This window comes from Mannheimia haemolytica (assembly GCF_004342115.1).
Lineage (GTDB): Bacteria > Pseudomonadota > Gammaproteobacteria > Enterobacterales > Pasteurellaceae > Mannheimia > Mannheimia haemolytica.
The window spans coordinates 16,769-41,276 of the sequence record NZ_SMAC01000006.1 but is presented as its reverse complement, the minus strand read 5'-3'; the positions used below and the strand labels follow the sequence as shown (position 1 = coordinate 41,276).

Genomic DNA, 24,508 nt, shown 5'->3' with positions numbered 1-24,508 from the left:
ATTGAGATAGACTGCAATTTCAACTAAAATTTAACCGCTTGTTTTGCGATACTTTTACGCATTTTTCTGCTATAATCGGCACAATTTTTTCGATTTCAAATTAGTAGGAATAAGAATGTCTGAACAAACTCAAGCAACAAGTTATGATTCTTCCAGTATTAAGGTGTTACGCGGCTTAGATGCGGTGCGTAAACGCCCGGGAATGTATATCGGCGATACCGATGACGGTACGGGCTTACACCATATGGTGTTTGAGGTGGTTGATAATGCGATTGACGAAGCATTAGCCGGGCATTGTAAAGACATTATTGTCACAATTCATTCCGATAATTCGGTTTCTGTGCAAGATGACGGTCGTGGAATTCCGGTGGGGATTCACCCGGAAGAAGGCGTTTCGGCAGCAGAAGTCATTATGACTGTTCTTCACGCAGGCGGTAAATTTGACGATAACTCCTATAAGGTTTCCGGCGGTTTGCACGGTGTGGGCGTATCGGTGGTGAATGCACTTTCCTCTAAATTACAACTCACTATTCGCCGTGAAGGACACGTTCACGAGCAATTCTATAGCTTAGGTGAGCCTGATGCACCTTTAGCGATTATCGGCAATACCGAAAAAACGGGGACGTCGGTTCGTTTCTGGCCAAGTTTGGATATTTTCAAAAATAAAACCGAATTTGAATATAAAATTCTGTCTAAACGCTTGCGTGAACTATCATTTTTGAATTCAGGCGTTTCGATTAAATTAATTGATGAACGAGACGGCAAAGAAGAGCATTTTAAATATGAGGGCGGTATTAAAGCCTATGTTGAGTATTTAAACGAAGGCAAAACTCATATTCACAATACGCCATTCTATTTGACCACTGAGAAAGACGGCATTGGCGTGGAAATTTCCCTACTGTGGAATGACAGTTACAACGAAAATGTGTACTGCTTTACCAATAATATTCCACAGCGTGATGGCGGTACGCACTTAGCCGGTTTCCGTGGGGCATTAACTCGTGCGTTGAAAAACTATATGGATAACAGCGGGGTATTGAAAAAAGCCGATGCGAACATTGATGCCTCAGGTGATGATGCCCGTGAAGGTTTAGTAGCGGTGATTTCGGTGAAAGTGCCGGATCCGAAATTCTCCTCACAAACCAAAGATAAATTGGTGTCGTCAGAAGTGCGTGGAGCAGTGGAAAGCTCAATGAATGAGGCTTTATCCGACTATTTAGCCGAAAATCCGGACGATGCAAAAAATATCGTTACCAAAATTATTGATGCAGCCCGTGCAAGAGAAGCAGCTCGTAAAGCCCGTGAAATGACCCGCCGTAAAGGGGCGTTAGATTTAGGCGGCTTACCGGGTAAATTAGCTGATTGTCAGGAAAAAGATCCGGCGTTATCGGAGCTTTACTTGGTGGAGGGTGACTCTGCCGGTGGCTCGGCAAAACAAGGGCGTGACCGTAAAAACCAAGCGATTTTGCCGTTAAAAGGGAAAATTCTGAACGTGGAAAAAGCCCGCTTTGATAAAATGCTTTCTTCACAAGAAGTAGCAACCTTGATTACCGCTTTAGGCACAGGCATCGGGCGTGATGATTATAATTTGGAAAAATTACGTTACCACAAAATCATTATTATGACCGATGCGGACGTGGATGGTGCACATATTCGTACGCTTTTATTAACTTTCTTCTACCGTCAAATGCCGGAGCTGATTGAAAACGGCTATATTTATATTGCACAGCCACCGCTTTATAAAGTGAAAAAAGGTAAGCAAGAGCGTTATATTCAAGATAACGATGAAATGTCGCAATATGAAATTGATATTGCATTAGAAGGTGCAGGCTTATATGTGAGTGAAGATGCTCCAGCGTTAAGTGGCGTAGCGTTAGAGAACTTAATTGCCCAATATAACGGCGTACAAAAATTAATTGAACGTTTAAGCCGTCGTTACCCAACATTATTACTTAACGAATTAATTTATTCAAAACCGCTTTCGGTGGAATTTGCAAAAAATCAAGCAAATATGACCGCTTGGAGCGAGCAATTTGTCGCTACATTGATGGCAAAAGAGGTGGGCGGCAGTTTCTACCGTATTAATACCTTGTTCAATGAAGAACGCCAAATTTATGAGCCGGAAATTATTGTGACTACACACGGTATGGACAGTACCTATCGTTTAGATTACAACTTTATCAACGGTAATGAATACGCTCGCATTGTGGCATTAGGCAACGAGCTGAACGATTTACTATCTGATTCAGCCTATGTGGTGCGTGGTGAACGTCGCCAAGAAATCAGCAGTTTTGCTGAAGCCTTAGATTGGTTGGTGAAAGAATCTCGTAAAGGCTTAACTATTCAACGTTATAAAGGGTTAGGTGAGATGAATCCGGAACAATTATGGGAAACCACGATGGATCCGGTGGCTCGTAAAATGCTACAGGTCAATATTACCGATGCGATTGCGGCAGATAAACTCTTCAGTACGCTGATGGGCGATGAAGTTGAACCACGCCGAGATTTCATTGAAACTAACGCTTTGTATGCTCAGTTAGATATTTAGTTAAAAAATCCGCATTTGACATGCGGATTTTTTATTCTCTTAAACTAGCATTTTAAGCATTCGCTAAAATCACCGCCCGCTTCGGAGCAGGGTAGCCTTCAATGGTTTTGCTATGATCGTTTGGATCTAAAAAATCCACTAAACTTTCATTTTCCAACCAATCGGTTTTTCGCTGCTCTTCTAGTGTAGTGATTGCCTCATCAACACAACGCACATTTTTAAAGCCGACTTTTTCCAGCCAATTAATGAGTGCAGCAACAGAAGGAATAAAATAGATATTTTTCATTTTCGCATAGCGATCAGCCGGCACTAAAACATCATTAATATCGCCATCAATCACCAGCGTTTCTAACACCAATTCACCGCCTCTGACTAATTGGGCTTTGAGTTGAGAAAGATGATCAAGCGGTGATTTGCGATGATAAAGCACCCCCATTGAAAACACGGTATCAAAAGCAGCAAGCGGTTGCATTTGCTCAATACCAAGTGGAATCAGATTAGCCCGTCTATCATTCCCTAAGAGTTTCCGCACTGCCTCAAATTGGCACAGGAACAGCTCGGTCGGGTCAATACCAACTACCATTTTTGCCCCTTCGCCTACCATTCGCCACATATGATAACCGCTACCGCAGCCGACATCTAAAATGGTGCGGTCTTTTAACGGTGCAAGATGCGGAAGCACACGATCCCATTTAAAATCGGAACGCCATTCGGTATCAATATGAATCCCGTGTAGATGATAAGGGCCTTTACGCCACGGCATTAGTTGCTTTAAATGGTGGGTAATTTGCTTGACTTCCCCCTCAGATAAAGGCTTGCTTGAAATAGACTCAACCTTGTCTTTTAGATTGATACAAGCGGTCGAATTTGGTAAAAAATCTGCAACTTTTGCCCACTTGGCATAGTCAGCGTGGGTGGTCTTTTCCCATTGTTTGAGTTGTAAGGGTAAGGTTTCTAACCAAGCAGAAAGGTCGGTTGTGGCAATTTGTTGATAAAAAGGACGAAAGTCAATCATTTTGAAATTTATGTCTAGGGGAGAGACCTATGCCCTCCCGAAAGGTAGTAAATAGAAAGGACAGGCACAGAACCTACCCCTACGAAAAATATAAAATTATCTCGCAATCGGATTTACTTTCGCTTTTTGCACTTTGCGATAAGCGTTCAGTAATTTCTGATGTGCAGTCATATTTTCAAGCGATTCGTCCGATGCAGTTAAACCGTGGAACGGGTTACCGCCTTGGATTGCACCCCAAGCAGCTTCAACCGCTTGTTTACCGTACATTTTCTCAAACACCATACGATATTGTTCCGAATCACGCTCTTCATCTAAGAACAACTCAATCGATTGGATTAAGCAGCGGTAATAATTGTTACGTTCTGCTGAGAATACGCTTGCATTCATATTCGCTGTCCAGTTTGCCCAGTCTGAGGCTTGCTCTAAGTTACCTAAAGCTAAATGCAGCATCGATTTAAGCTCACCGATACGCAATGTTTGCATTGCAGAGCCTTTCTCTGCCACCACGCCAATAAATTCACGCACACGGGTTAAATCATCAATGCTTTGCTCATCTAATTCATCAAGCAGTTCTTGGTAAGTTTCAGCATCGTGATGGAAATGTGGCAAATCTAACAAGATTTCACGCCAATCCATACCCATATTGTTATTGGCATAGACCAAATCATCGCTTGGATAGATATTCGACATACCCGGTGCAAGAATACGGCAAGCGTACACACCTAAATGCTCATAATCCATAATATACACAGGCTGATTATGCTTGTTGAAAATCGCCATCATATTATTAAATTCTTGCTCCGTTGTGCCGGAGAAGTCCCAATGCACGAACGGATAATCCGCATCACGTTTGAAAAGATCCCACGAAATTAGACCGCTTGAATCAATAAAGTGTGTCTCAAGGTTCGCATGATCTGCTACATCTTCATTATTAAATGAAGGTGGGGCAAACACATCTAAATCCTTTAAGCTACGGCCTTGTAATAACTCGGTTACGGTACGTTCAAACGCCACTTGGAAATTCGGGTGTGCACCAAAAGAGGCAAAACAAGTACCGTTATTTTGGTTTAACAAGATCACACAAATAACTGGAAATTCTCCGCCTAATGAAGCGTCATAGCATAAAATCGGGAAGTCTTCTTGCTCTAGTTTCTCGATAGAGGCTTTGATTGTCGGATAACCGTCAATCACACTTTGCGGAATTTCCGGCAAGCTGATTGCCTCAGTAATAATACGGTTTTTGACAAAACGCTCGAACACTTCGGATAAGCCCTGCACTCGAGCTTCATTTTTTGTGTTGCCTGCCGACATACCGTTTGAAACAAACAGGTTGCCGATAATGCTTTGCGGAATGTAAACCGTTTCATTGTCAGATTGGCGAACGTAAGGTAGGGTAACAATTCCACGATCATAATTTCCTGATTGTAAATCAACCAATAATTCCGGCGTGATTTCACCATTCGGATCAAAATATTCCCATAAAAACTCGTCCATCATCTCCATTGGTGGAATGGCTTCATCATCAATCGGAAACCATTTTTCGGTTGGATAATGCACAAATTCACTATTAGCAATCTCTTGACCTAAATAAAAATCCGCCCAGAAATAGTTGGTAGATAAACGCTCAAAATACTCACCTAATGCAGAGGCAAGAGCGGCTTTTTTGCTTGCTCCCTTACCGTTAGAAAAACATTGCGGGCAGTCTGCATCACGAATATGCACCGACCACACATTCGGAACAGGATTTAACCAAGAGGCTTCTTCAATATTAAAACCTAAGGTTTTTAATTTATGCTGAAAGGTCGCAATGCTGTCTTCAAGTGCAGCATCTTTACCGGTAATAAAAGTTTGTTCTGACATGATAATACCTTTAACTTGTCGTAAAAATGGCAACATTCTAGCAAAAATCCCCATAGATAAGTAAATTTTTTGTGAAATTTCTGCTGAAAGAACAGGGTTCACAACTTAGAAAAAATGGTTACAGGCGGTCAAATTTTACTTGAATTTTGCAAGTGAAATTTGTGTTTGATTTAGATTAAGAAAATATTATCTAGGATATATACAGAGTAAAAGGTTAGAGGTAGTATTGCTTGTGTTAGGAAGGAAATATTGAAGGTATAAAATGGAAGAACATACTATTCAGTCTTTGTATGCCCATTCGGGGAAGCTTTCAGATCATTCAGATTGGCAAACCTTACTCAGCCACGCCAATAATGTTGGCTTGCTTGCCGCCGAATTTGCTGCGCCGTTTGCTTCACAAGAAATTGCTCGCTGCACGGGGCTATTGCACGATTTGGGCAAATATAGTGAACGTTACCAAAAGCGTTTACATGGCGGAGAACGGGTAAATCACTCTACTGCCGGTGCAAAAATTGCAGTGGAACGTTGGGGGCCTCTGGGCAAAATGATGGCGTTTTGCATTGCAGGACACCACGCTGGGTTAGCAAATGGTTCTGGAGAAGGGAAAAATCGTTCTACACTCACACAACGTTTGCAAGAGCAATTTGGCTATGGTCATAAAGATCTACCGGTACTTGACGCTATTTGGCAGCAAGAACTTAATTTGCCTGAAAAATTGCCCTTACCGCCGTTAAAGCCTTCTAAAAACGAACCTTTCTTTTCTTATGCCTTTTTTATTCGAATGCTCTATTCTTGCCTTGTCGATGCCGACTTTCTTGATACAGAAGCTTTTTATGCCAATCTCGAAAAAAGACCGCTTGAACGAGGAAATTCCCCCAATTTAACCGCACTCCATCAGCAATTTAATCAATTTATTGCACAATTTAGGGAGCGAATTACCATTCAAACGCCTAATACGCAGGAAGCACAACGTAAAGCGGAAGTAAACCGCTTGCGGAGTGAGATTTTGGATTATGCCGTATCTCAAGTGAAACAGGAAACAGGCTTGTTTTCTCTGACTGTGCCAACGGGCGGTGGTAAAACCTTTACTTCAATGGCGTTTGCCCTTGAGCATGCTAAACAGTATGGTTTATGCCGCATTATTTATGTTATTCCGTTTACCAGCATTATTGAACAAAATGCTGCGGAATTTCGTAAAGCTTTTGGCGAGCTGGGAGAAGAGGCTGTATTGGAGCATCACAGCACTTTTGATCACGATAGCCTACCTGATAAATCAAGCCGAGATAAGCTGAAATTGGCATCGGAAAATTGGGATGCTCCTGTTGTGGTTACAACTGCAGTGCAATTCTTTGAAAGTTTGTTTGCCGACCGTTCTTCACGTTGCCGCAAATTGCACAACATCGCCGGCAGCGTGATTATTTTGGACGAAGCCCAAATGCTACCGTTGAATTTATTACGCCCAATTATGGCTGCGATTGATGAATTAGCTCGCAATTATCAATGTTCGGTAGTGCTTTGCACAGCGACACAACCCGCTATTCATCAAGCGAACGGTTTTTATAAAGGATTTGAAAATGTGCGAGAAATTGCCCCTAATCCAACCGCACTTTTTGAAAAATTGAAACGTACTACGGTAAAGCATATCGGTATTCAAACAGATGTGGAGTTGCAAAGCAAACTTGCAGATAACCCACAAATGCTGATAATCGTGAATAACCGCCGTCACGCCCGAGCGTTATATGATTCAGCGAAACAGTTAGAGGGAGCTTATCACCTCACCACGCTAATGTGTGCTAAACACCGCTCACAAACGCTGACTGAAATTCGTCTTCGCCTAAAACAAAACCTACCTTGCCGAGTGATTGCCACTTCTTTAATTGAAGCCGGTGTTGATGTCGATTTCCCACTGGTTATGCGAGCTGAAGCAGGACTAGATTCAGTGGCTCAAGCAGCAGGGCGTTGCAACCGAGAGGGGAAACGTTTATCTGTAGAAAGCAATGTTTGGGTTTTCCAACCTGAAGAACAGTGGAAAGCACCACCAGAGCTAGGCTTACTTTCTGGCTGTATGCGTTCAACGGTTCAGGTTCACGCAGATGATCTACTTAATCCGAAAGCAATCAATCATTATTTCCAAGCGGTTTATGAGGCTAAAGGAAAAGAGCTGGATAAGCCAAATATTTTAAAGGCGTGTCACGACGCTGGGCAAAGCCTTAATTTCCCATTCCAAAAAATAGCTGAAGATTTCCGAATGATCACAAGCCATTTAATTCCGGTGATTATCCCTTTCGACCAAGAAGCCGAAAACCTTATTGACCGTTTACGCTATGCGGATCAAGTAGGCGGTATTTTAAGAAAACTCCAGCCTTACACTGTGCAAGTACCGGAAAAAGCATTAGCCGAACTCTATAACGCTGGCAGAGTTGAAACCATTAATGAAACCAACTTCGGCAAACAGTTTTACTGCTTAATTGGAATGGATTTGTATGATGAAGTGGCGGGGTTGAGTTGGGAGAATGTGGATTTTCTTGAGTCGGAGAAATTGGTTTTATAGATGAATGTTTATTTTAACTTCTTTATAAGTTTAATTTTGCATAGATATACTTTAATATACCAAATAGCCTATGACGTCTCGTAGTAAACAGCTAGTTTGTAAGAATAGATATTTGGAAGGGAAACGTAAAATGAGAGAACCATTATTAGATGAAGATGAATTAAAAAAATGGTTGCAAACTATTTTTACTGACAATTTGGTCATTATTGTCGGTTCGGGTTTGTCCTGTGCCGAAGGTTTGCCGGGAATGGGAGCATTAGCTGATAGATTAAAAGAACGAATGCCTGAATGTCTTGATGATATAGATAAGGTAACATGGAATACCATTTCTGATTGTCTGGATTCTGAAGGCTTGGAAGGTGCATTGTTGAAGCATCAAGCAAATGAGACGATAGAAGCCGCTATTATTAAAATAACAGCCGAGTATGTACTCTCCGAAGAGCAAAAAGCGATAAACAAATGTATTGCTGAGAATCAGAAGCTCAAATTTTCTTATTTGCTTCCCCATATTTCAGCTTCAAATCCTAAAATTGCCCGTGTAATTACTACTAATTATGATAGATTGATTGAGTTTGCGGCAGAGTATGAAAATTGGGGAATAGATTCAATGATGGTCGGTCGTTATTGGGGAAAACATAATCCTGATTTGAGTAGGAAATTGCAGATAAGAGACATTAGAGTAAAAGGTAAATGTCCAAAATTGGTTTATCGAGATCATATCAAAATCTTTAAACCGCATGGTAGTTTAGATTGGTTTATGGCTGGAGACGTTCCAATGACAAGTTGTATAGGTAAAGTGGAAGAGCCTTTAATTATTACGCCTGGTGTTGGGAAGTATAAAAAAGGCTATGGACAACCATTTGATGCTCATCGAGAAAAAGCAAATGAAGCTATTGATTCTGCTTCTTCAATTTTATGTATCGGCTATGGTTTTAATGATGACCACCTTCAAACACATTTGACAGGCAAAATTAAAAGTGGTGTGAAAACACTACTTCTGACAAGAGGACTTTCAGAAAATGCCAGAAACGTGGTGAAGGAAGCTCCGAATTGTAAGGCTCTGATTTTTGATGGAGATAAGGCTGGAACAAGGGTGGTTAGCAAGCAAGAAGAAACTTTTATTCCTAATGTTCATTGGTGGGACGTTGAGTTTTTTGTAAAAGAGATTTTAGAGAATGGCAAATGAAACATTGAATTTTAAAGACAATGCCCGTTTGGGCAGGGTTGTAACAGTAGATACCAGCCGTGTATTGATTTCTGTTGAAGAGCATCAACAAATGACTAGTATTGCTGTGGGTAATCTGATTGCGATTCAAGGCAGAACGGCTAGTGAGTACCTTATCGGCATTATCGAACGGGTAACGCGTTCTATCAGTGAAAAATTGCTGCTAGAAGAAATATCTAATGAGGGTGAAATTCCTCTGGGTGAAAGTCAGGATGACTTTATCAAGGCAGTATTAATCGGTACTTATAAAGCTGTTGATGGTAGTTTGAGCAACACTTTTAAGCGGGGAGCGGATTGTTTTCCGCAAATTGATAGAGATTGCTTTCATATTAGTGGCAGCAATCTGCAATTATTTATGAATCTTTTGTCCGCTAACGTAAAAGAAAATGAACGGCTGACTTTAGGTCATTTTATGGCTGATGAAACGGCTGTAGCTATAGCAAACGGAGATAAATTCTTTCAACGGCACGCTGCTATTTTGGGTAGTACTGGTTCCGGTAAAAGCTGGTCAGTTGCATTAATATTGGAACGTGCAGCAGCTTTAAAAGCTGCTAATCTTATTGTATTCGATATGCACGGTGAATATAGCACTCTATGCGAAGGTAAAAACGCTATCGCTCAGCAATACCGTATTGCTGGACCGGGAGATTTGGATGGTTCAGATGAACGCAGTTTATTTATTCCCTATTGGCTGCTCAATCGGGAAGAAATGCTGGCTTTAATTTTAGATCGCAGTGATGATAATGCTCCGAATCAGGCGGCGCGTTTTACTGAGCATGTTCGCGCATTAAAAGAGCAAACATTGAATAAGGAAGAAAGAAATGATGTTTTGGAAACGTTTACTGTTGATTCGCCAATTCCGTATTCTATTGAATTATTGTTAGCTCGTTTAGATAAAGATAATTCTGAGATGGTACCTAAAGAGGGAGGTTCAGGAACAAAGCAAGGTCCTTGGTATAGTAAGTTGTCTAGGTTTATGGGAAGGATGAAAGCCAAAATAGATGACAGACGTTGCGGTTTTATGTTCCAACCGCCAGTAGAGTGCAACAGCTATGGGTGGCTGGAAAATATGTTGTCAAAACTGTTTTCTGCTTCTGAGAGCGAAAAAGGGATAAAAATTATTGATTTTTCGGAAGTCCCGTCGGATGTTTTACCGATTGTTACGGGAGTTCTTGCCCGCCTTTTATACAACATTCAATTTTGGATGGATAAAGATTCCCGCCATCCACTAACGATTATTTGCGATGAAGCACATTTATATCTCCCTGTTCGAGATTCAGCGGAAGCAGCGGAAAAACGCGCATTGGAAGCCTTTGAGCGGATTGCGAAAGAAGGTAGAAAATATGGCGTGTCTTTGTTGGTCGTTAGCCAACGTCCTTCAGATGTAAGCCGAACAATTTTGAGTCAATGTAATAATTTCTTGGTTTTACGATTAACAAATGATCAAGATCAAAGTGTTGTAAAGCGTTTATTGCCGGAATCTATGGTTGGAATTACTGATATATTGCCGTTACTTGATTTAGGCGAAGCGTTATTGCTAGGCGATTCGATTCTATTACCTACACGAATCAAACTTGCTAAACCGCATATAGCCCCAGAAAGTGCTACACGCCAATTCTGGTCTGATTGGGCAAACCAGGAGCCCAAACCAAATGCTGTGTCAAACGCAGTAGAGGCATTGCGGAGACAAGTTCGTTCTTAGAAAAATATTGTACCTAGAAAGTGCTGTTATTTTTCTGACTATTTTGAAATACAAGCGGTTAAATACTCAAATAACTTTGCAACTTTCTAAGTAAATCCGACCGCTTAATATAATAAGCCATAAAATTTTTCGCATTTTACCGAGTGCGTGGGTTGAAACCAAAGCAGTTATAAGCTAAAGAAATTTCACCTCCCTTCGGGGAGGTGTGTGTTACATAATTAAAAGGAGCATTCTATTATGCCAAACAAAATCAGGCTCCATATTTGGGGTGATTATGCTTGTTTTACCCGTCCTGAAATGAAGGTAGAACGGGTGTCTTATGATGTGATTACGCCGTCTGCGGCACGGGGGATTTTGGCTGCGGTGCATTGGAAGCCGGCAATTCGCTGGGTGATTGATAAAATTTATGTATTACAACCGATTCAATTTGAGTCTGTTCGCCGTAATGAGTTAGGCAGTAAAATTTCTGCCAGTAAAATCAGTGGTGCAATGAAGCGTAAAACAGTGGCGGATTTATATACTGTGATTGAAGACGACCGCCAACAACGTGCTGCTACTGTGCTGAAAAATGTCGGTTATGTGATCGAAGCTCACGCAGTGCTGACCAAAATGGCAGGCGAGGCGGAAACTGTCACCAAGCATATTGAAATGTTTAAACGCCGTGCGAAAAAGGGGCAATGTTTCCAGCAGCCTTGTATGGGCGTGCGTGAATTTGCCGCAAATTTTGCCTTGATTGATGACGATGAACCGTTACCTGAGTGTTTTTTGGCAGAAAATGAGCGAGATCGGGATTTAGGCTGGATGTTGCACGACATTGATTTTGAGCACGGTAATCAACCTCGTTTCTTCCGTGCGGAAATGAAAAATGGCGTGATTGATGTGCCACCATTTTATGCAGAGGAGGTCAAATCATGATTCTCTCCGCCTTAACTCGCTATTATTACCGCCTTGCAGCACAAGAAGATCGCTTAACAGGCGAAGCTAAAGTGCCTTCTTATGGTTTCAGTGAAGAAAAAATCGGTTGGGTACTAGAATTAGATTCAAAGGGAAATTTGGTCAATGTGATCTCAAATTTAACAGAAGATAAGAAACCAAAACCGAAATTGATGAGCGTACCTCGCCCTGAAAAACGCACGTCTGGCATTAAGCCCAATTTTCTGTGGGATAAAACCGCTTATGTGCTAGGCATTGAAAGTAATCCTGATAAAGCCACCGCCAAAGATCAACCCATCAATTTCGCCGAGAAAACCTTTGAGGCATTTAAACAGTACCATTTGGATTTGCTTGCAGATTCCAATGATGAAGGTTTAATGGCGATAAGAAATTTCCTGCAACAATGGCAACCCACACATTTTGCCGAATCAATCTGCCCAAGAGAAATTCTTGATGCGAATGTCGTGTTTAAATTAGTCGGCACAAGCGGTTATATTCATCAGCGAGAAGCTGCACAAACCCTTTGGACAAGTTTGTTGATAAATCAAAGTGATAATGCTGAAAAAGGTTTATGCTTAATTTCAGGCAAATTATCGCCAATTCAACGAACTCATCCTCCTATTAAAGGGGTATTTGGTGGGCAAAGTTCCGGTGGTTCAATCATCTCTTTTAATAAAGAATCCTTCACTTCATTTGGCAAGGAACAAGGTAGTAATGCCCCTGTTTCTGAACAAGCCGCCTTTGCCTACACTACTGCTTTAAATTATTTGTTACGCACCGAGAAACATCGTTTAACCATTGGTGATGCCAGCACTGTCTTTTGGGCAGAAGCAGACAATACCACCCAAGCTGAAGCTGCTGAAGGCTTTTTTGCTGCTTTAATGACGCCTCCAGATGATGAGCAAGAAAACCAAAAAATCTTTGAAGAATTGCAAAAAATCAGCAAAGGACGACCGCTTGCAGAAATTTCCCCAGAATTATCTGAAAACACCCGTTTTTATGTGTTGGGGCTTGCTCCGAATGCAGCTCGCATTTCGGTGCGTTTTTGGCTGGATACCACCTTTGGGCAACTGGCAAAAAATCTTAGCGAGCATTGGCAAGATCTTGCCCTTGAGCCTTGTGCATGGAAAACGCCTCCCTCCATTTGGCGACTTTTATTACAAACTGCTTCATTAGGTAAAAGTGAGAATATTTCTCCTGTCTTGGCGGGCGAAATGGCTCGGGCGGTTATTAGCGGTCATTTATACCCGATGAGCTTGCTTTCTCAGCTGGTGACTCGAATCCGAGCAGACGGAGATATTAACGGCTTGCGAGTAGCATTGATGAAAGCGGTCTTACAACGAAAATTTAGAAAAGGTTTTATTAAAGAAGGAGTTCCTATGAGCTTAAATAAAGAAAGCGATAACCAAGCTTACTTGCTCGGCAGGTTATTTGCGGTATTAGAAAGAATCCAAACCCAAGCGTTAGGTGAATTAAATGCCGGCATTGCCGACCGTTATTATGGTTCAGCCTCTGCCGTGCCATTTTCGGTATTCCCTCGCTTATTAAGCGGAGCAAAACATCATTTATCTCGCTTGAGAAAAGATAAGGGCGGAATGGCAGTTAATCTGGATAAGGATTTAGGTGAGATTATTGCCAGCTTGCCGGAAAATTTCCCTCGCCATTTAAGTATCGATGAGCAAGGCCGCTTTGCGATTGGCTATTACCACCAAAAACAAAGCTATTTCGCTAAAAAAGAAACCACTGAGTCTATTGAAAACTAAGGAAACACTATGTCTATTCAAAACCGCTATGAATTTGTTTTTTTCTTTGATGTAACCAACGGTAACCCAAATGGTGATCCAGATGCAGGAAATATGCCACGCCTTGATCCTGAAACCAGTAAAGGTTTAGTCACCGATGTTTGCCTAAAACGCAAAATCCGCAATTTTATTGAAATGAGCTATGAAAACGAGGCGGGTTACGAAATCTATGTTAAAGAAAAAAGCGTTCTGAATTTACAAAACAAACGTGCTTATGAAGCATTAGGGATTGAATCGGAAGCGAAAAAACTACCAAAAGAGGAAGCTAAAGCCCGAGAAATTACCGCTTGGATGTGCAAAAACTTTTTCGATATTCGCACCTTTGGGGCGGTAATGACTACCGAAGTAAACAGCGGACAGGTGCGAGGCCCAGTGCAATTGGCGTTCGCTCAATCTATCGATCCGATTATTCCGCTAGAAGTATCGATCACACGAATGGCAGTGACCAACGAAAAAGATCTTGAAAAAGAACGGACTATGGGGCGTAAATATATCGTGCCTTACGCACTTTATCGTGTTCACGGCTTTATTTCAGCTAAACTCGCTGAAAAAACGGGCTTTTCTGATGAAGATGTACAAAAACTTTGGCAAGCCTTGCAACTTATGTTTGAACACGACCGTTCTGCCGCACGAGGCGAAATGGCAGCTCGTAAACTGATCGTATTTAAACACGACAGCGAATTAGGCAACCAACCTGCACACAAACTGTTTGACTCGGTAAAAGTTGAGCGAATCAACGGTGAAAAAGACACGCCAGCGAAAGACTATGACGACTACCGCATCAGCGTACAAGCTGAAGGCTTAACGGGTGTAACCGTTGAAGAATTGCTGTAATGGACGATTTGCAAAATTCTACGGAAATTTTACCGCTTGTTCAGCCAAAATTTGGCTATGACAAGCGGTCGATTTCGCTTTCCGCTTTGCAACACTACGCCTTCTGCCCACGTCAATGTGCGTTAATTCATAACGAACAGGTGTGGGCAGAAAACTATCTCACCGCACAAGGTCAAGTGTTGCACGAGCGGGTAGATAGTGGTGAGCCAGAAACCCGAAAGGGCATTCGCTTTGAGCGAACGGTTCACGTTGCAGCGGAAAAATTAGGCATCAGTGGTATTTTGGATTTGGTCGAGCGAGATCTGAAAACAGGCGAACTAAAACCGGTGGAATATAAACGTGGCAAGCCAAAACCTGAACCGATGGACGAAATCCAACTTTGCGCCCAAGCGTTATGTTTGGAAGAAATGACGGGGCAAACTATTAACGAGGGAGCATTGTGGTATATGCAAACCCGCCACCGCTTGCCGATCACTTTCTCCACCGAACTACGCACCAAAACCCTCGCCACCATTTCCGAAGTGCGGTCACTTTTAAACAGCGGAACAACACCACTCCCCAAATATAGCAAACGCTGCAAAGCCTGCTCACTCATTGACCTCTGCCAACCGCAGTTGTTGGATAGGGATAGGTCGGAAAGGTATGTGGAAGAAATCTTTAAATAATTTATAAACATAGGAAATAGATGGCTTTTAAATACTAAAAGCCATCTAAAATTGAAGTGTTAAAGTATAGAAATAGTAGAAAAATGTAGTTGTTATGGGAATTAAGAAAGGTATCTACGAACTAGTTTCTTAAGATCGCTTAAATGGCTAGCATTCCATCCATGAGCTATTGCCCAGCTAGCTATTTGTTCTTCATCCGCTTTATATCCCTTTTGAGATAGCTCTTTGAAGATTTGTTCAGCATGCTTTTTATCTGATGGGTGCGATAGCCCAGTAGATAGATTGATAATAGCAGTTAAATTAGTCAATGACTGTACAATTTCTTCCGGTATTTGTGGAATATTAAGAGAAGTTTCCCCTTTCATGATAATAAGTCCATGATTATGCCAAGTATTCTCCCAATGATTAGCTTCATCTGGCAACCAGGATACGAATATAATGTCATCAGCAGAAGAGTTTGAGTCGATCAAATGCATATCATGAGATGTACAGTAAACAGCCAAGATTGTACCAGATGAGTTTGAAGAATTAATTCTTGATGGAAGTAGCAAATCTAAGGAACCTATAGATTCACCTTTAGTTAATTTTTTAGCTGATCCTGCTCCTAATATTTGATCAATTATTTTCCCAAGATTAGTACTTTCAAAGTCAGACTTTCTGGGAAAAACAATATGAATGTTAGAATTGTTATTTTTCCGAGATATTTCAACAGAATGTTGAATTGCTTGAATTATAGTTTGATCATCTGGACCATAATTTTTAAATAAAAATCTACGTTTCATATAAGCTCCTTTTTATTACAATGCATTAGATTTAGTATATTGAATATCCATATATAAGCATAGAATAATTTATAAAACCTATCTAGGTTTATTGTCAAAATTAAGGAAATTCCAACCATGCGCAAACTCCAAAACACCCTCTATATCACCAGCCAAGGTAGTTACTTGCACAAGGAACGTGAAACACTAGTTGTGGAGCAAGATCGAAAAAAAGTGGCACAATTACCGATACATTCCATCGGGCATATTTTCTGTTTTGGGAATGTATTGGTATCGCCATTTTTAATGGGATTTTGTGGCGAAAATAACGTAAATTTGGCGTTTTTTACCGAAAATGGGCGTTATCTTGGGCGGTTGCAGGGGCGGCAAAGTGGTAATGTATTGTTACGCCGAGCCCAGTATAAAAAGTCGGAGACCAACCCTGTTCCTGTGGCTCGCAACATCATTGCAGCCAAAATCCAAGCATCTAAGCGAGTGTTACAACGGCAAATTCGTAATCACGGCGAAAATGCGGATATTCAATTAGCAATTACCGCATTAAATTACAGCTTGCAACAGTTGAAAATAGCGGACAATTTGAATTTGATTCGTGGTATTGAAGGCGATGCTGCGGCTCGTTATTTTGGGATGTTTTCTCATCTTATCAAAGAAAATAGCGGTTTCCACTTTGACGGACGTAATCGCCGCCCACCTCGTGACGGTGTGAATGCTTTGCTCTCATTTCTTTATAGTATTTTAGGGAAAGATATTAGCGGGGCATTGCAAGGCGTGGGGCTTGACCCGCAAATTGGCTTTTTGCATGCAGATCGTCCGGGGCGAGATAGCTTAGCTCAAGATATTTTGGAGGAATTTCGAGCGTGGTGGGTGGACAGAATGGTGCTGTCGCTGATCAATCGAGGGCAGGTTAAGCCTGATGATTTTGTGACGGAAGCCAGTGGTGCGGTAACGCTCAAGCCTGAAGCAAGAAAATTACTATTTCAAACCTTGCAAGCGAAAAAACAAGAAAAAATCATTCACCCATTTTTAGAGGAAGAAGTGGAAATCGGCTTGTTACCTTATATCCAAGCGATGTTATTGGCTCGTCATTTGCGTGGCGATTTGGCAGAATATCCGCCGTTTTTAATGCGTTAAAATCTGCAAAATTTTGTTGAAATTTGACCGCTTGTTTATGTTTTATTCATTGAGGAATTAGCAACTATGCTGATGTTGATTACCTACGACATTTCATTTGATGACCCCGAAGGGCAGGCTCGCCTACGCCGTATTGCTAAGCATTGTTTGGATTATGGTGTGCGGGCGCAATATTCTGTGTTTGAGTGTGATGTTACTCCTGCTCAGTGGGTAACATTGAAAAATAAATTATTGGCAACTTACAACCCAGACTGTGATAGTTTGCGCTTTTACCATTTAGGCAGTAAATGGAGGAATAAAGTTGAGCACCATGGCGCAAAACCTTCAGTGGATATTTTTAAAGATACGCTGATTTTATAAATCGCTAGCCTGTAGTTCTCATAAAAATGTAGCAAGGTTAGCGAATCTATATTGTTCTTTAATAATCAAGGAATTAGAAAAAATAAGGCACAGTATATTGGCGATATGCTATACTTTATCCACTCTCTACAAAACGTTAGCGAATAAAGGGCTAAAAAGCCTGATATTTCAATACGTTATCTTGTAAGGGCAGCCACCTACGCGTGGCTGTGAGTTGAAACACCCGCTTGCGGTAAAGCTCTAGGCTCTCACCCTGCAGCCACCTACGCGTGGCTGTGAATTGAAACTCTTAAATCGCTATCGCTCTCTTCATCTGCGCCAAGCAGCCACCTACGCGTGGCTGTGAATTGAAACCAATCAAGGCGGCCATTTCGGGGGTAAATTCGTGCAGCCACCTACGCGTGGCTGTGAATTGAAACAGGGATAAGCTCTTCGCCCTCGCTGCATTGCATTAGCAGCCACCTACGCGTGGCTGTGAATTGAAACGCTTACATCTAGACAGACGAGCAAGTGCTGAAACGCAGCCACCTACGCGTGGCTGTGAATTGAAACACTGACATCGGCGTAAATGCGTGGAAGATTTTCGAGCAGCCACCTACGCGTGGCTGTGAATTGAAACTCCGTGTTTGTGGTTATGTTGATGTACAGGCAATTGCAGCCACCTACGCGTGGCTGTGTATTGAAACGGTGTACCCACAAATCCTATGTTTTCGCCATTGGCTGCTACCTTCGCATCAATATATATTGAAATATCAATGGCAAATTTGTATGTTGTTAATTAGACTGATTGCATCTGCTATGTATCATAGTAATGACGAAAATATTCTATTTTGCAAAAAATAATCAGAAATTACCCGCTTGTTCGAACTGAGTTTTTGTTTTCTAAGATGTGAAATGATACACTTTAGATAGTTTTAAAATATAGAGACAGTAAGATGAGTAGTACGGAATTATTAGTGAATGTTACCCCAAGCGAAACAAGGGTAGCGTTGGTAGAAAACGGAATATTGAAAGAATTACATATTGAGCGGGAAGCTAAACGCGGGATTGTTGGTAATATTTATAAGGGAAGGGTGACAAGGGTATTACCAGGTATGCAATCTGCTTTTGTGGATATCGGCTTGGAGAAGGCTGCTTTTTTGCACGCTTCTGACATCGTTTCGCATACGGAATGTGTTGATGAAAATGAAAAGAAGCAATTTCTGGTTAAAGATATTTCTGAATTGGTGCGTGAAGGGCAAGATATAGTTGTACAAGTAGTGAAAGATCCAATTGGTACTAAAGGAGCTAGGCTCACTACTGATATTACGTTACCATCTCGTTATTTAGTGTTTATGCCAGAAAATAGCCATGTGGGAGTATCTCAGCGGATTGAAAGTGAAGAAGAGCGTGCTCGTTTAAAAAGCTTGGTTGAGCCTTATTGTGATGAACTTGGGGGCTTTATTGTACGTACCGCTGCAGAAGAGGCAACTGAAGAAAGTTTAAAGCAAGATGTTGAATTTTTAAAACGGTTGTGGCGTAAAGTATTAGAACGAAAAGGGAAATATTCCGCAAAATCAATGCTTTATGGAGAGCTTGCGCTTGCTCAAAGGGTACTGCGTGATTTTATTGGTACACATATCAATTCGGTTAGAATCGATTCAAAGCTAACTTATGAGCAAGTGCGAGAATTTTTAGCTGAGTTTATGCCAGAATTAACGGATTGTGTCACCCTCTATACCGGTCAGCAAACTTTATTTGATGCCTATGGTGTAGAAAAGGCAATCCAAAAGGCATTGGATAAACGGGTTGATTTAAAATCGGGGGGCTATTTAATTATTGAGCAAACTGAGGCGATGACGACTATTGATATTAATACTGGTGCTTTTGTCGGACATCGTAACCTTGCACATACGATTTTCAACACAAATATTGAAGCAATACAGGCAATTGCACACCAGCTACAGTTGCGTAATTTAGGTGGTATTATCATTATTGATTTTATTGATATGCAAGAGGAAGAACATCGTGAGCGCGTTTTACAATCGTTACAAGAGGCATTAAAAGGCGATCGTGTTAAAACCAATGTGAATGGCTTTACTCAGCTTGGCTTGGTGGAGATGACCAGAAAACGTACAAGGGAGAGTCTAGAGCGAATTCTTTGTTGCGATTGCCAAGCTTGCCAAGGGCGTGGCACAGTGAAAACTGTAGAGACGGTTTGCTATGAAATTATGCGTGAAATTGTGCGTGTACATCATTTGTTTAAGACAGAAAATATTCACGTTTATGCAGCTAAAGATGTTGCTGAATATTTAATTAACGAGGAAAGCCACGCATTATTGGCTGAGCTTCAGGCGTTTATCGGTAAAAAAATTGAGATTAAACTTGAGCCATATTATCATCAAGAGCAGTTTGATGTGGTCGTGATGTAATCTATTACTTGGTTGAGGCTAAATAGTTAGCCTCAATATCGTTAGTTACAAAAAATTTAGAAAATCTGACCGCTTGTTTCCTATCCAAATTCCTCAAAATAACGTATAATCGTCCAGTTTTATTTATCCTTTTTTGAAATCTAAGGTAATTCAATGTCTGAAGTAGAAAATCAAGAATTAGATCTAAACGGTGAAATGTTAGCCCGCCGTGAAAAATTAAACAAAATCCGTGAGCAGGGTAACGCATTTCCAAATACATTCCGTCGTGATGCGTTAGCCAAAGATCTGCACGCTCAATATGATGCAGTGGAAGGTGAAACCTTAAAAGAACAGAATATTCAAGTGAAAGTTGCCGGTCGTATTATGTTAAAACGAGTAATGGGTAAGGCATCTTTCTTTACCATTCAAGATGTGAGCGGTGCGATTCAGCTTTATGTAGCTCGTGATAACTTAAGTGACAGCGTTTACGAAGAAAAAGTCAGCCTTTGGGATTTAGGCGACATTGTGGGCGTCGAAGGTGCGTTATTTAAAACCAAAACCGGTGAATTAACGGTTCGTTGCTCTGAAGTTCAACTTTTAACCAAGTCTTTACGCCCGTTGCCGGATAAACATCACGGTTTAACGGATTTAGAAACTCGTTATCGTCAGCGTTATTTAGACTTGATTTCTAATGAAGAATCTCGCCGTACTTTTATGATCCGCTCGCAAGTAGTTTCAGGCATTCGCAAATTCTTCTTAGAAAGAGACTTTATTGAAGTTGAAACGCCAATGTTGCAAGTGATCCCGGGCGGTGCGGCAGCGAAACCGTTTATCACTCATCATAATGCGTTAGATGTGGATATGTATCTGCGTATTGCTCCAGAGCTTTACTTAAAACGTTTAGTTGTGGGTGGTTTTGAGCGAGTATTTGAGCTTAACCGTAACTTCCGTAACGAAGGGGTTTCAGTACGCCACAATCCTGAATTTACAATGATTGAGTACTACCAAGCCTATGCGGATTATCACGATTTAATGGATAATACCGAAGAACTGTTACGCCAATTAGCCTTAGATATTCTTGGCACAACTGACGTACCTTATGGTGATTATGTATTCGATTTCGGTAAACCGTTTGAGCGTATTACGATGCACGATGCGATTGTGAAATATGGTAACGGCATTCAACGTGAAGATTTAGACAGCTTCGAGAAAAGTGTGGAAATTGCGAAAGGCTTAGGCATTGAAATTCAAAAATCTTGGGGTTTAGGCTCGGTAGTCAATGCGATTTTTGAAGAAGTGGCAGAACATCAATTAATTCAGCCAACTTTCTTGATGGCTCACCCGGCAGAAATTTCACCATTAGCTCGTCGTAATGATGAAAACCCAGAGGTAACTGATCGTTTTGAGTTATTTATCGGTGGTCGTGAAATTGGTAATGGTTTCTCAGAATTAAACGATGCAGAAGACCAAGCAGAGCGTTTTGATGCTCAAGTTGCGGCGAAAGATGCCGGTGATGATGAAGCAATGTTTAAAGATGAAGACTTTATCGTGGCATTGGAACACGGTCTGCCGCCAACAGCGGGTGAAGGTTTAGGAATTGACCGCTTAGCAATGATTTTCGCTAACGCCCCATCAATCCGTGATGTAATTTTATTCCCAGCGATGCGTCAGAAGTAATCAGAAATAGAACAAAAGCACACTTCGGTGTGCTTTTTTGTATTACAAGCGGTCAAATTTATAATAAAAAATGCAATTTATTTTGCTAATCCGGCTTTAATCATCGGTTCAAAAAAGTCATAATCAACCAAAAAGGCATCGTGTCCGAAATCGGAGTGAAACTCGTGGAACTCCAAATTTACGCCTGCCTGTTCTAATTTTTGTTTGCTCTTATACACGTCAACTTGCTTGAATAGTTGGTCGCTTGTTACCGCTACAAAAGTGTAGTTGGCTTTAATACGTTTTAGGGCGGTTTCTTCATTTTCATAGCCAAGAGCCGGGTCGTATAAATCTAATGCTCGGAGTAAACGGAGGTAAGTGTTGGCATCGAAACGACCTAAAAATTTCGTGCCTTGATAGCTTAAATAGGATTCCACTTGGAAATGATCGCCCCAAATTTGTCCTTGCTGTTTGGTTTCTCGTCCAAAGGCTTTAGCAAGTTGAATATCAGTACGGTAAGTCAGCATACCGAGCATACGGGCGATTTTTAAGCCGTTATCAGGTGCAATGCCATCATAATAGTTCCCACCGTTAAAGTGTGGATCGTTAATAATAGCTTGGCGCATAACGTGGTTAAAACCGATAGCCTCGGCACTTAGGGTAAGTGACGAACAAAGGTTTATAATGTTGCGAACTTTATCAGGGTAACTAATACCCCACTGTGTTGCTTGCATTCCGCCGAAAGATCCCCCTACCACTGCGTGAAGTTGAGGGATTTCTAAATAGTCCAATAATGCTTTTTGTACATTAACAATATCTTGCACTGTAATAATTGGAAACAAACTACCGTAAGGTTTATTGGTTTTAGGGTTAATCGAAGCTGGGCCGGTTGTGCCTTTACAACCGCCTAATACATTACTGCAAATAAAGAAATATTTATCGGTATCAAACGCAAGCCCTTTGCCGATGAAATCTTGCCACCAGCCTTTCTCGGTTGGTGAGTCATAGTAAGGCTTAGCATCACCGGTAAGGGCGTGGCAAAGCAAGACCGCATTGCTTTTCTCTGCATTTAATCTGCCGTAAGTCTGGTAAGCCACTGTGATAGGGGACAGTTCGCCTCCTAATGTGAGTGGTAAAGGTACGTCCTCAAAAAGGGTAATCTGCTGAGCCATAAAAATCCTGTTTGCAAAAAATTCTGCTTTTTTGACCGCTTGTTGTAATGACCGTTAAATTAGCGGTGTTCATTTCAATTGTCAAGAATTTTTAGACGTCTAAACGTCTAGATTTTTAAACGGCTAAAATCAAAATTTTATTGCTGAGAAGATATTTATTACTTAACAAATAACATGAAATAGAATAAATTTATTGAACGATTAGACTATTTTGTTTGTCTCTAATTTACCCATCTTAAATAGGGTAGCAAAAGTAAAGGATCTCATTTGAACCAAACGCGTGATAGGTTAGAAAAATTGCCACTTTTCCATAAAATGCAGCAGTTTATTATTAAGGCATTGAAAATAATTGCAATTTTCCCCTTATTGGGAATAGCTATATTATTATTGGTTGATTCACTTACAAGTTATATTGTGAGGGATAAAATTTATACAGATAGTAAACAGATTCCTTACCGGGAGTATGCAGTTGTACTCGGTACGGCAAAATTTTACTCTAAAGATGTGATTAACCAATATTATAAATATCGTTTGGAAGCCGCTAAGCAATTAGTCCAAGAAGGAAAGGTCAATCAGCTTTTGTTAAGTGGAGATAATAAAACGCCGTACTATAATGAGCCAAAAACAATGACAAGTGATCTACTTAAAATGGGGATTGCGACTTCAAAAATTAAGCAGGATTATGCGGGGTATACCACTTTTGATTCAATAATTAGGGCTAAAAAAGTATATAAATTACCGCCATTTACGATTATCTCCCAAAAATTCCACTGTGAAAGGGCATTGTTTATTGCAAAATTTAGGGATATTGATGCAATTTGTTATGCCGCTACATATCCAGAGGGGGCTTATCAGGTACGAATGCGGGAAATTTTAGCCAGATCGGCAATGGTTTTTAGTTTGTTGATAGGTAAAGAGCCTGAATCATTGGAAGATATCCGTTCTAAATGAGATAGCCGGTCAGATAATGTTGACCGGCTATTTTGCTTATAAAATAATGGTTTTGTTTTTATATACAAATACTTTGTCAGCAAGCACTAATTCTAAGGCTTGGCTAAGTACGGTTTTCTCGACATCACGTCCGGCACGCATCATAGCCTCTGCGGTGTAGGTGTGATCAACATTAATCACATTTTGCATAATAATCGGGCCTTCATCTAATTCATCATTCACAAAATGGGCGGTTGCACCGATAATTTTCACACCACGTTCGTATGCACGATGATAAGGTTTTGCACCAATGAAAGCGGGTAAGAACGAGTGGTGAATATTGACAACTCGGTTTGGATAACGAGCGACAAATTCCGGATTCAGCACCCGCATATATTTAGCCAACACAATATAATCAGGTGAATATTCATCAATTTTTTCCGCTAATAATTTATCGTGTTCCACTCGGGTTAAATTTTCGTGGCTGACTAAATGGAATGGAATATCGAAACGTTCAACTAAACTTTTTAATGTTTCGTGGTTTCCAATCACGGCAGCAATTTCTACATCTAATCCACCATAGTAATTTTTCATCAGTAAGTCACCTAAACAATGTGCTTCTTTGGTAACTAAAATAACGATACGTTTTCTTTGTTTAGGGAGTAATTTATAGCTTGAGCCTTCAGGTAAGGTAAATTTTAAATCAGTGAGTAAGGTTTCATCATTAAAAATTCCGTTTAATTCGGTACGCATAAAAAAACGTTTAGTTTCATTCTCAACAAATTCAGAATTTTTAATAATATTTAATTGGTGCTTATAGCAAATATTGGTAATTTTAGCGACAAGTCCTGTATCATCAGGACATTCGGTTAATAATATTTTGTGTTGTTGTAGCATTTCATTTCCTATTATAAAAATAAGAGAACTCAATTGAGTTCTCTTTAAACTAAAA

Annotated in this window: 18 protein-coding genes and 1 CRISPR repeat array; of the genes, 13 read left to right on the top strand and 5 right to left on the bottom strand. The window is 40.8% G+C overall.

What is annotated here, in order from left to right:
- Positions 1 to 115 precede the first annotated feature (115 nt).
- Entirely contained in the window at positions 116 to 2,548 is a 2,433-nt protein-coding gene (gene gyrB, locus EDC41_RS03055; RefSeq protein WP_006250665.1) for a DNA topoisomerase (ATP-hydrolyzing) subunit B, read from the top strand.
- A gap of 52 nt (positions 2,549 to 2,600) precedes the next feature.
- Here the strand turns inward: gyrB and cmoB are convergent, their stop codons facing one another.
- The gene (gene cmoB / locus EDC41_RS03050; RefSeq protein ID WP_006248100.1) at positions 2,601 to 3,563 is read right to left on the bottom strand and encodes a tRNA 5-methoxyuridine(34)/uridine 5-oxyacetic acid(34) synthase CmoB; all 963 of its coding nucleotides are present in this window, start codon (positions 3,561 to 3,563) and stop codon (positions 2,601 to 2,603) included.
- A gap of 96 nt (positions 3,564 to 3,659) precedes the next feature.
- On the bottom strand, positions 3,660 to 5,423 hold the full coding sequence (gene ycaO, locus EDC41_RS03045) for a 30S ribosomal protein S12 methylthiotransferase accessory factor YcaO (protein WP_020824141.1): 1,764 nt from the start codon (positions 5,421 to 5,423) through the stop codon (positions 3,660 to 3,662).
- A gap of 262 nt (positions 5,424 to 5,685) precedes the next feature.
- Between ycaO and EDC41_RS03040 the strand changes: the two genes are divergently transcribed.
- The 7 genes from EDC41_RS03040 (at position 5,686) to cas4 (ending at position 15,135) form a co-directional block, all read left to right on the top strand.
- Positions 5,686 to 7,974, top strand: a complete 2,289-nt coding sequence (locus EDC41_RS03040) for a CRISPR-associated helicase/endonuclease Cas3 (protein ID WP_006250667.1) — start codon at positions 5,686 to 5,688, stop codon at positions 7,972 to 7,974.
- A 130-nt stretch (positions 7,975 to 8,104) separates the two neighbouring features.
- Positions 8,105 to 9,160, top strand: coding sequence for an SIR2 family protein (locus EDC41_RS03035; protein WP_020824140.1), 1,056 nt, complete (start codon positions 8,105 to 8,107; stop codon positions 9,158 to 9,160).
- Positions 9,150 to 10,901: an ATP-binding protein gene (locus EDC41_RS03030; protein ID WP_006250669.1), complete on the top strand. Its 1,752-nt coding sequence runs from the start codon at positions 9,150 to 9,152 to the stop codon at positions 10,899 to 10,901. Before EDC41_RS03035 ends, EDC41_RS03030 begins: the two co-directional genes overlap by 11 nt.
- 237 nt (positions 10,902 to 11,138) lie before the next feature.
- Complete coding sequence (cas5c, locus tag EDC41_RS03025; RefSeq protein WP_006248107.1) at positions 11,139 to 11,816, top strand: type I-C CRISPR-associated protein Cas5c; 678 nt, start codon at positions 11,139 to 11,141, stop codon at positions 11,814 to 11,816.
- On the top strand, positions 11,813 to 13,597 hold the full coding sequence (cas8c, locus tag EDC41_RS03020; RefSeq protein ID WP_006250670.1) for a type I-C CRISPR-associated protein Cas8c/Csd1: 1,785 nt from the start codon (positions 11,813 to 11,815) through the stop codon (positions 13,595 to 13,597). The genes cas5c and cas8c overlap by 4 nt, the downstream gene beginning before the upstream one ends.
- Positions 13,598 to 13,606: 9 nt before the next feature.
- On the top strand, positions 13,607 to 14,470 hold the full coding sequence (cas7c, locus tag EDC41_RS03015; protein ID WP_006250671.1) for a type I-C CRISPR-associated protein Cas7/Csd2: 864 nt from the start codon (positions 13,607 to 13,609) through the stop codon (positions 14,468 to 14,470).
- Positions 14,470 to 15,135, top strand: coding sequence for a CRISPR-associated protein Cas4 (cas4, locus tag EDC41_RS03010; protein ID WP_006250672.1), 666 nt, complete (start codon positions 14,470 to 14,472; stop codon positions 15,133 to 15,135). The genes cas7c and cas4 overlap by 1 nt, the downstream gene beginning before the upstream one ends.
- 101 nt (positions 15,136 to 15,236) lie before the next feature.
- Here the strand turns inward: cas4 and EDC41_RS03005 are convergent, their stop codons facing one another.
- The gene (locus tag EDC41_RS03005) at positions 15,237 to 15,917 is read right to left on the bottom strand and encodes a hypothetical protein (RefSeq protein ID WP_006250673.1); all 681 of its coding nucleotides are present in this window, start codon (positions 15,915 to 15,917) and stop codon (positions 15,237 to 15,239) included.
- 117 nt (positions 15,918 to 16,034) lie between these two features.
- Here EDC41_RS03005 and cas1c point away from each other — a divergent pair, with 117 nt between their 5' ends.
- The 4 genes from cas1c to lysS all read left to right on the top strand — a co-directional run bounded on the left by cas1c (position 16,035) and on the right by lysS (position 21,475).
- Positions 16,035 to 17,048, top strand: a complete 1,014-nt coding sequence (gene cas1c, locus EDC41_RS03000; RefSeq protein ID WP_006250674.1) for a type I-C CRISPR-associated endonuclease Cas1c — start codon at positions 16,035 to 16,037, stop codon at positions 17,046 to 17,048.
- Positions 17,049 to 17,114: 66 nt separating this feature from the next.
- Positions 17,115 to 17,408 (top strand): CRISPR-associated endonuclease Cas2, encoded by a 294-nt coding sequence (gene cas2 / locus EDC41_RS02995; protein ID WP_006248114.1) that lies wholly within the window; start codon positions 17,115 to 17,117, stop codon positions 17,406 to 17,408.
- A gap of 189 nt (positions 17,409 to 17,597) precedes the next feature.
- A CRISPR array of direct repeats spans positions 17,598 to 18,094; the repeat unit is 32 nt; unit sequence GCAGCCACCTACGCGTGGCTGTGAATTGAAAC.
- A 249-nt stretch (positions 18,095 to 18,343) separates the two neighbouring features.
- Positions 18,344 to 19,819: a ribonuclease G gene (gene rng / locus EDC41_RS02990; protein WP_006248118.1), complete on the top strand. Its 1,476-nt coding sequence runs from the start codon at positions 18,344 to 18,346 to the stop codon at positions 19,817 to 19,819.
- A 153-nt stretch (positions 19,820 to 19,972) separates the two neighbouring features.
- The gene (lysS, locus tag EDC41_RS02985) at positions 19,973 to 21,475 is read left to right on the top strand and encodes a lysine--tRNA ligase (RefSeq protein ID WP_006250676.1); all 1,503 of its coding nucleotides are present in this window, start codon (positions 19,973 to 19,975) and stop codon (positions 21,473 to 21,475) included.
- Positions 21,476 to 21,552: 77 nt separating this feature from the next.
- On the opposite strand, the gene metX is transcribed toward lysS, so the two are convergent.
- Positions 21,553 to 22,626, bottom strand: coding sequence for a homoserine O-acetyltransferase MetX (gene metX, locus EDC41_RS02980; protein WP_006248812.1), 1,074 nt, complete (start codon positions 22,624 to 22,626; stop codon positions 21,553 to 21,555).
- Between the two features lie 267 nt (positions 22,627 to 22,893).
- Here metX and EDC41_RS02975 point away from each other — a divergent pair, with 267 nt between their 5' ends.
- The gene (locus EDC41_RS02975; RefSeq protein ID WP_006250677.1) at positions 22,894 to 23,577 is read left to right on the top strand and encodes a SanA/YdcF family protein; all 684 of its coding nucleotides are present in this window, start codon (positions 22,894 to 22,896) and stop codon (positions 23,575 to 23,577) included.
- A gap of 36 nt (positions 23,578 to 23,613) precedes the next feature.
- Here the strand turns inward: EDC41_RS02975 and purU are convergent, their stop codons facing one another.
- On the bottom strand, positions 23,614 to 24,453 hold the full coding sequence (gene purU, locus EDC41_RS02970) for a formyltetrahydrofolate deformylase (RefSeq protein ID WP_006248815.1): 840 nt from the start codon (positions 24,451 to 24,453) through the stop codon (positions 23,614 to 23,616).
- Positions 24,454 to 24,508: the final 55 nt, after the last annotated feature.

Coding starts and splice junctions, on each gene's coding strand:
- gyrB (WP_006250665.1), top strand. CDS start 116: ATGTCTGAACAAACTCAAGCAACAAGTTATGATTCTTCCAGTATTAAG.
- cmoB (WP_006248100.1), bottom strand. CDS start 3,563: ATGATTGACTTTCGTCCTTTTTATCAACAAATTGCCACAACCGACCTT.
- ycaO (WP_020824141.1), bottom strand. CDS start 5,423: ATGTCAGAACAAACTTTTATTACCGGTAAAGATGCTGCACTTGAAGAC.
- EDC41_RS03040 (WP_006250667.1), top strand. CDS start 5,686: ATGGAAGAACATACTATTCAGTCTTTGTATGCCCATTCGGGGAAGCTT.
- EDC41_RS03035 (WP_020824140.1), top strand. CDS start 8,105: ATGAGAGAACCATTATTAGATGAAGATGAATTAAAAAAATGGTTGCAA.
- EDC41_RS03030 (WP_006250669.1), top strand. CDS start 9,150: ATGGCAAATGAAACATTGAATTTTAAAGACAATGCCCGTTTGGGCAGG.
- cas5c (WP_006248107.1), top strand. CDS start 11,139: ATGCCAAACAAAATCAGGCTCCATATTTGGGGTGATTATGCTTGTTTT.
- cas8c (WP_006250670.1), top strand. CDS start 11,813: ATGATTCTCTCCGCCTTAACTCGCTATTATTACCGCCTTGCAGCACAA.
- cas7c (WP_006250671.1), top strand. CDS start 13,607: ATGTCTATTCAAAACCGCTATGAATTTGTTTTTTTCTTTGATGTAACC.
- cas4 (WP_006250672.1), top strand. CDS start 14,470: ATGGACGATTTGCAAAATTCTACGGAAATTTTACCGCTTGTTCAGCCA.
- EDC41_RS03005 (WP_006250673.1), bottom strand. CDS start 15,917: ATGAAACGTAGATTTTTATTTAAAAATTATGGTCCAGATGATCAAACT.
- cas1c (WP_006250674.1), top strand. CDS start 16,035: ATGCGCAAACTCCAAAACACCCTCTATATCACCAGCCAAGGTAGTTAC.
- cas2 (WP_006248114.1), top strand. CDS start 17,115: ATGCTGATGTTGATTACCTACGACATTTCATTTGATGACCCCGAAGGG.
- rng (WP_006248118.1), top strand. CDS start 18,344: ATGAGTAGTACGGAATTATTAGTGAATGTTACCCCAAGCGAAACAAGG.
- lysS (WP_006250676.1), top strand. CDS start 19,973: ATGTCTGAAGTAGAAAATCAAGAATTAGATCTAAACGGTGAAATGTTA.
- metX (WP_006248812.1), bottom strand. CDS start 22,626: ATGGCTCAGCAGATTACCCTTTTTGAGGACGTACCTTTACCACTCACA.
- purU (WP_006248815.1), bottom strand. CDS start 24,453: ATGCTACAACAACACAAAATATTATTAACCGAATGTCCTGATGATACA.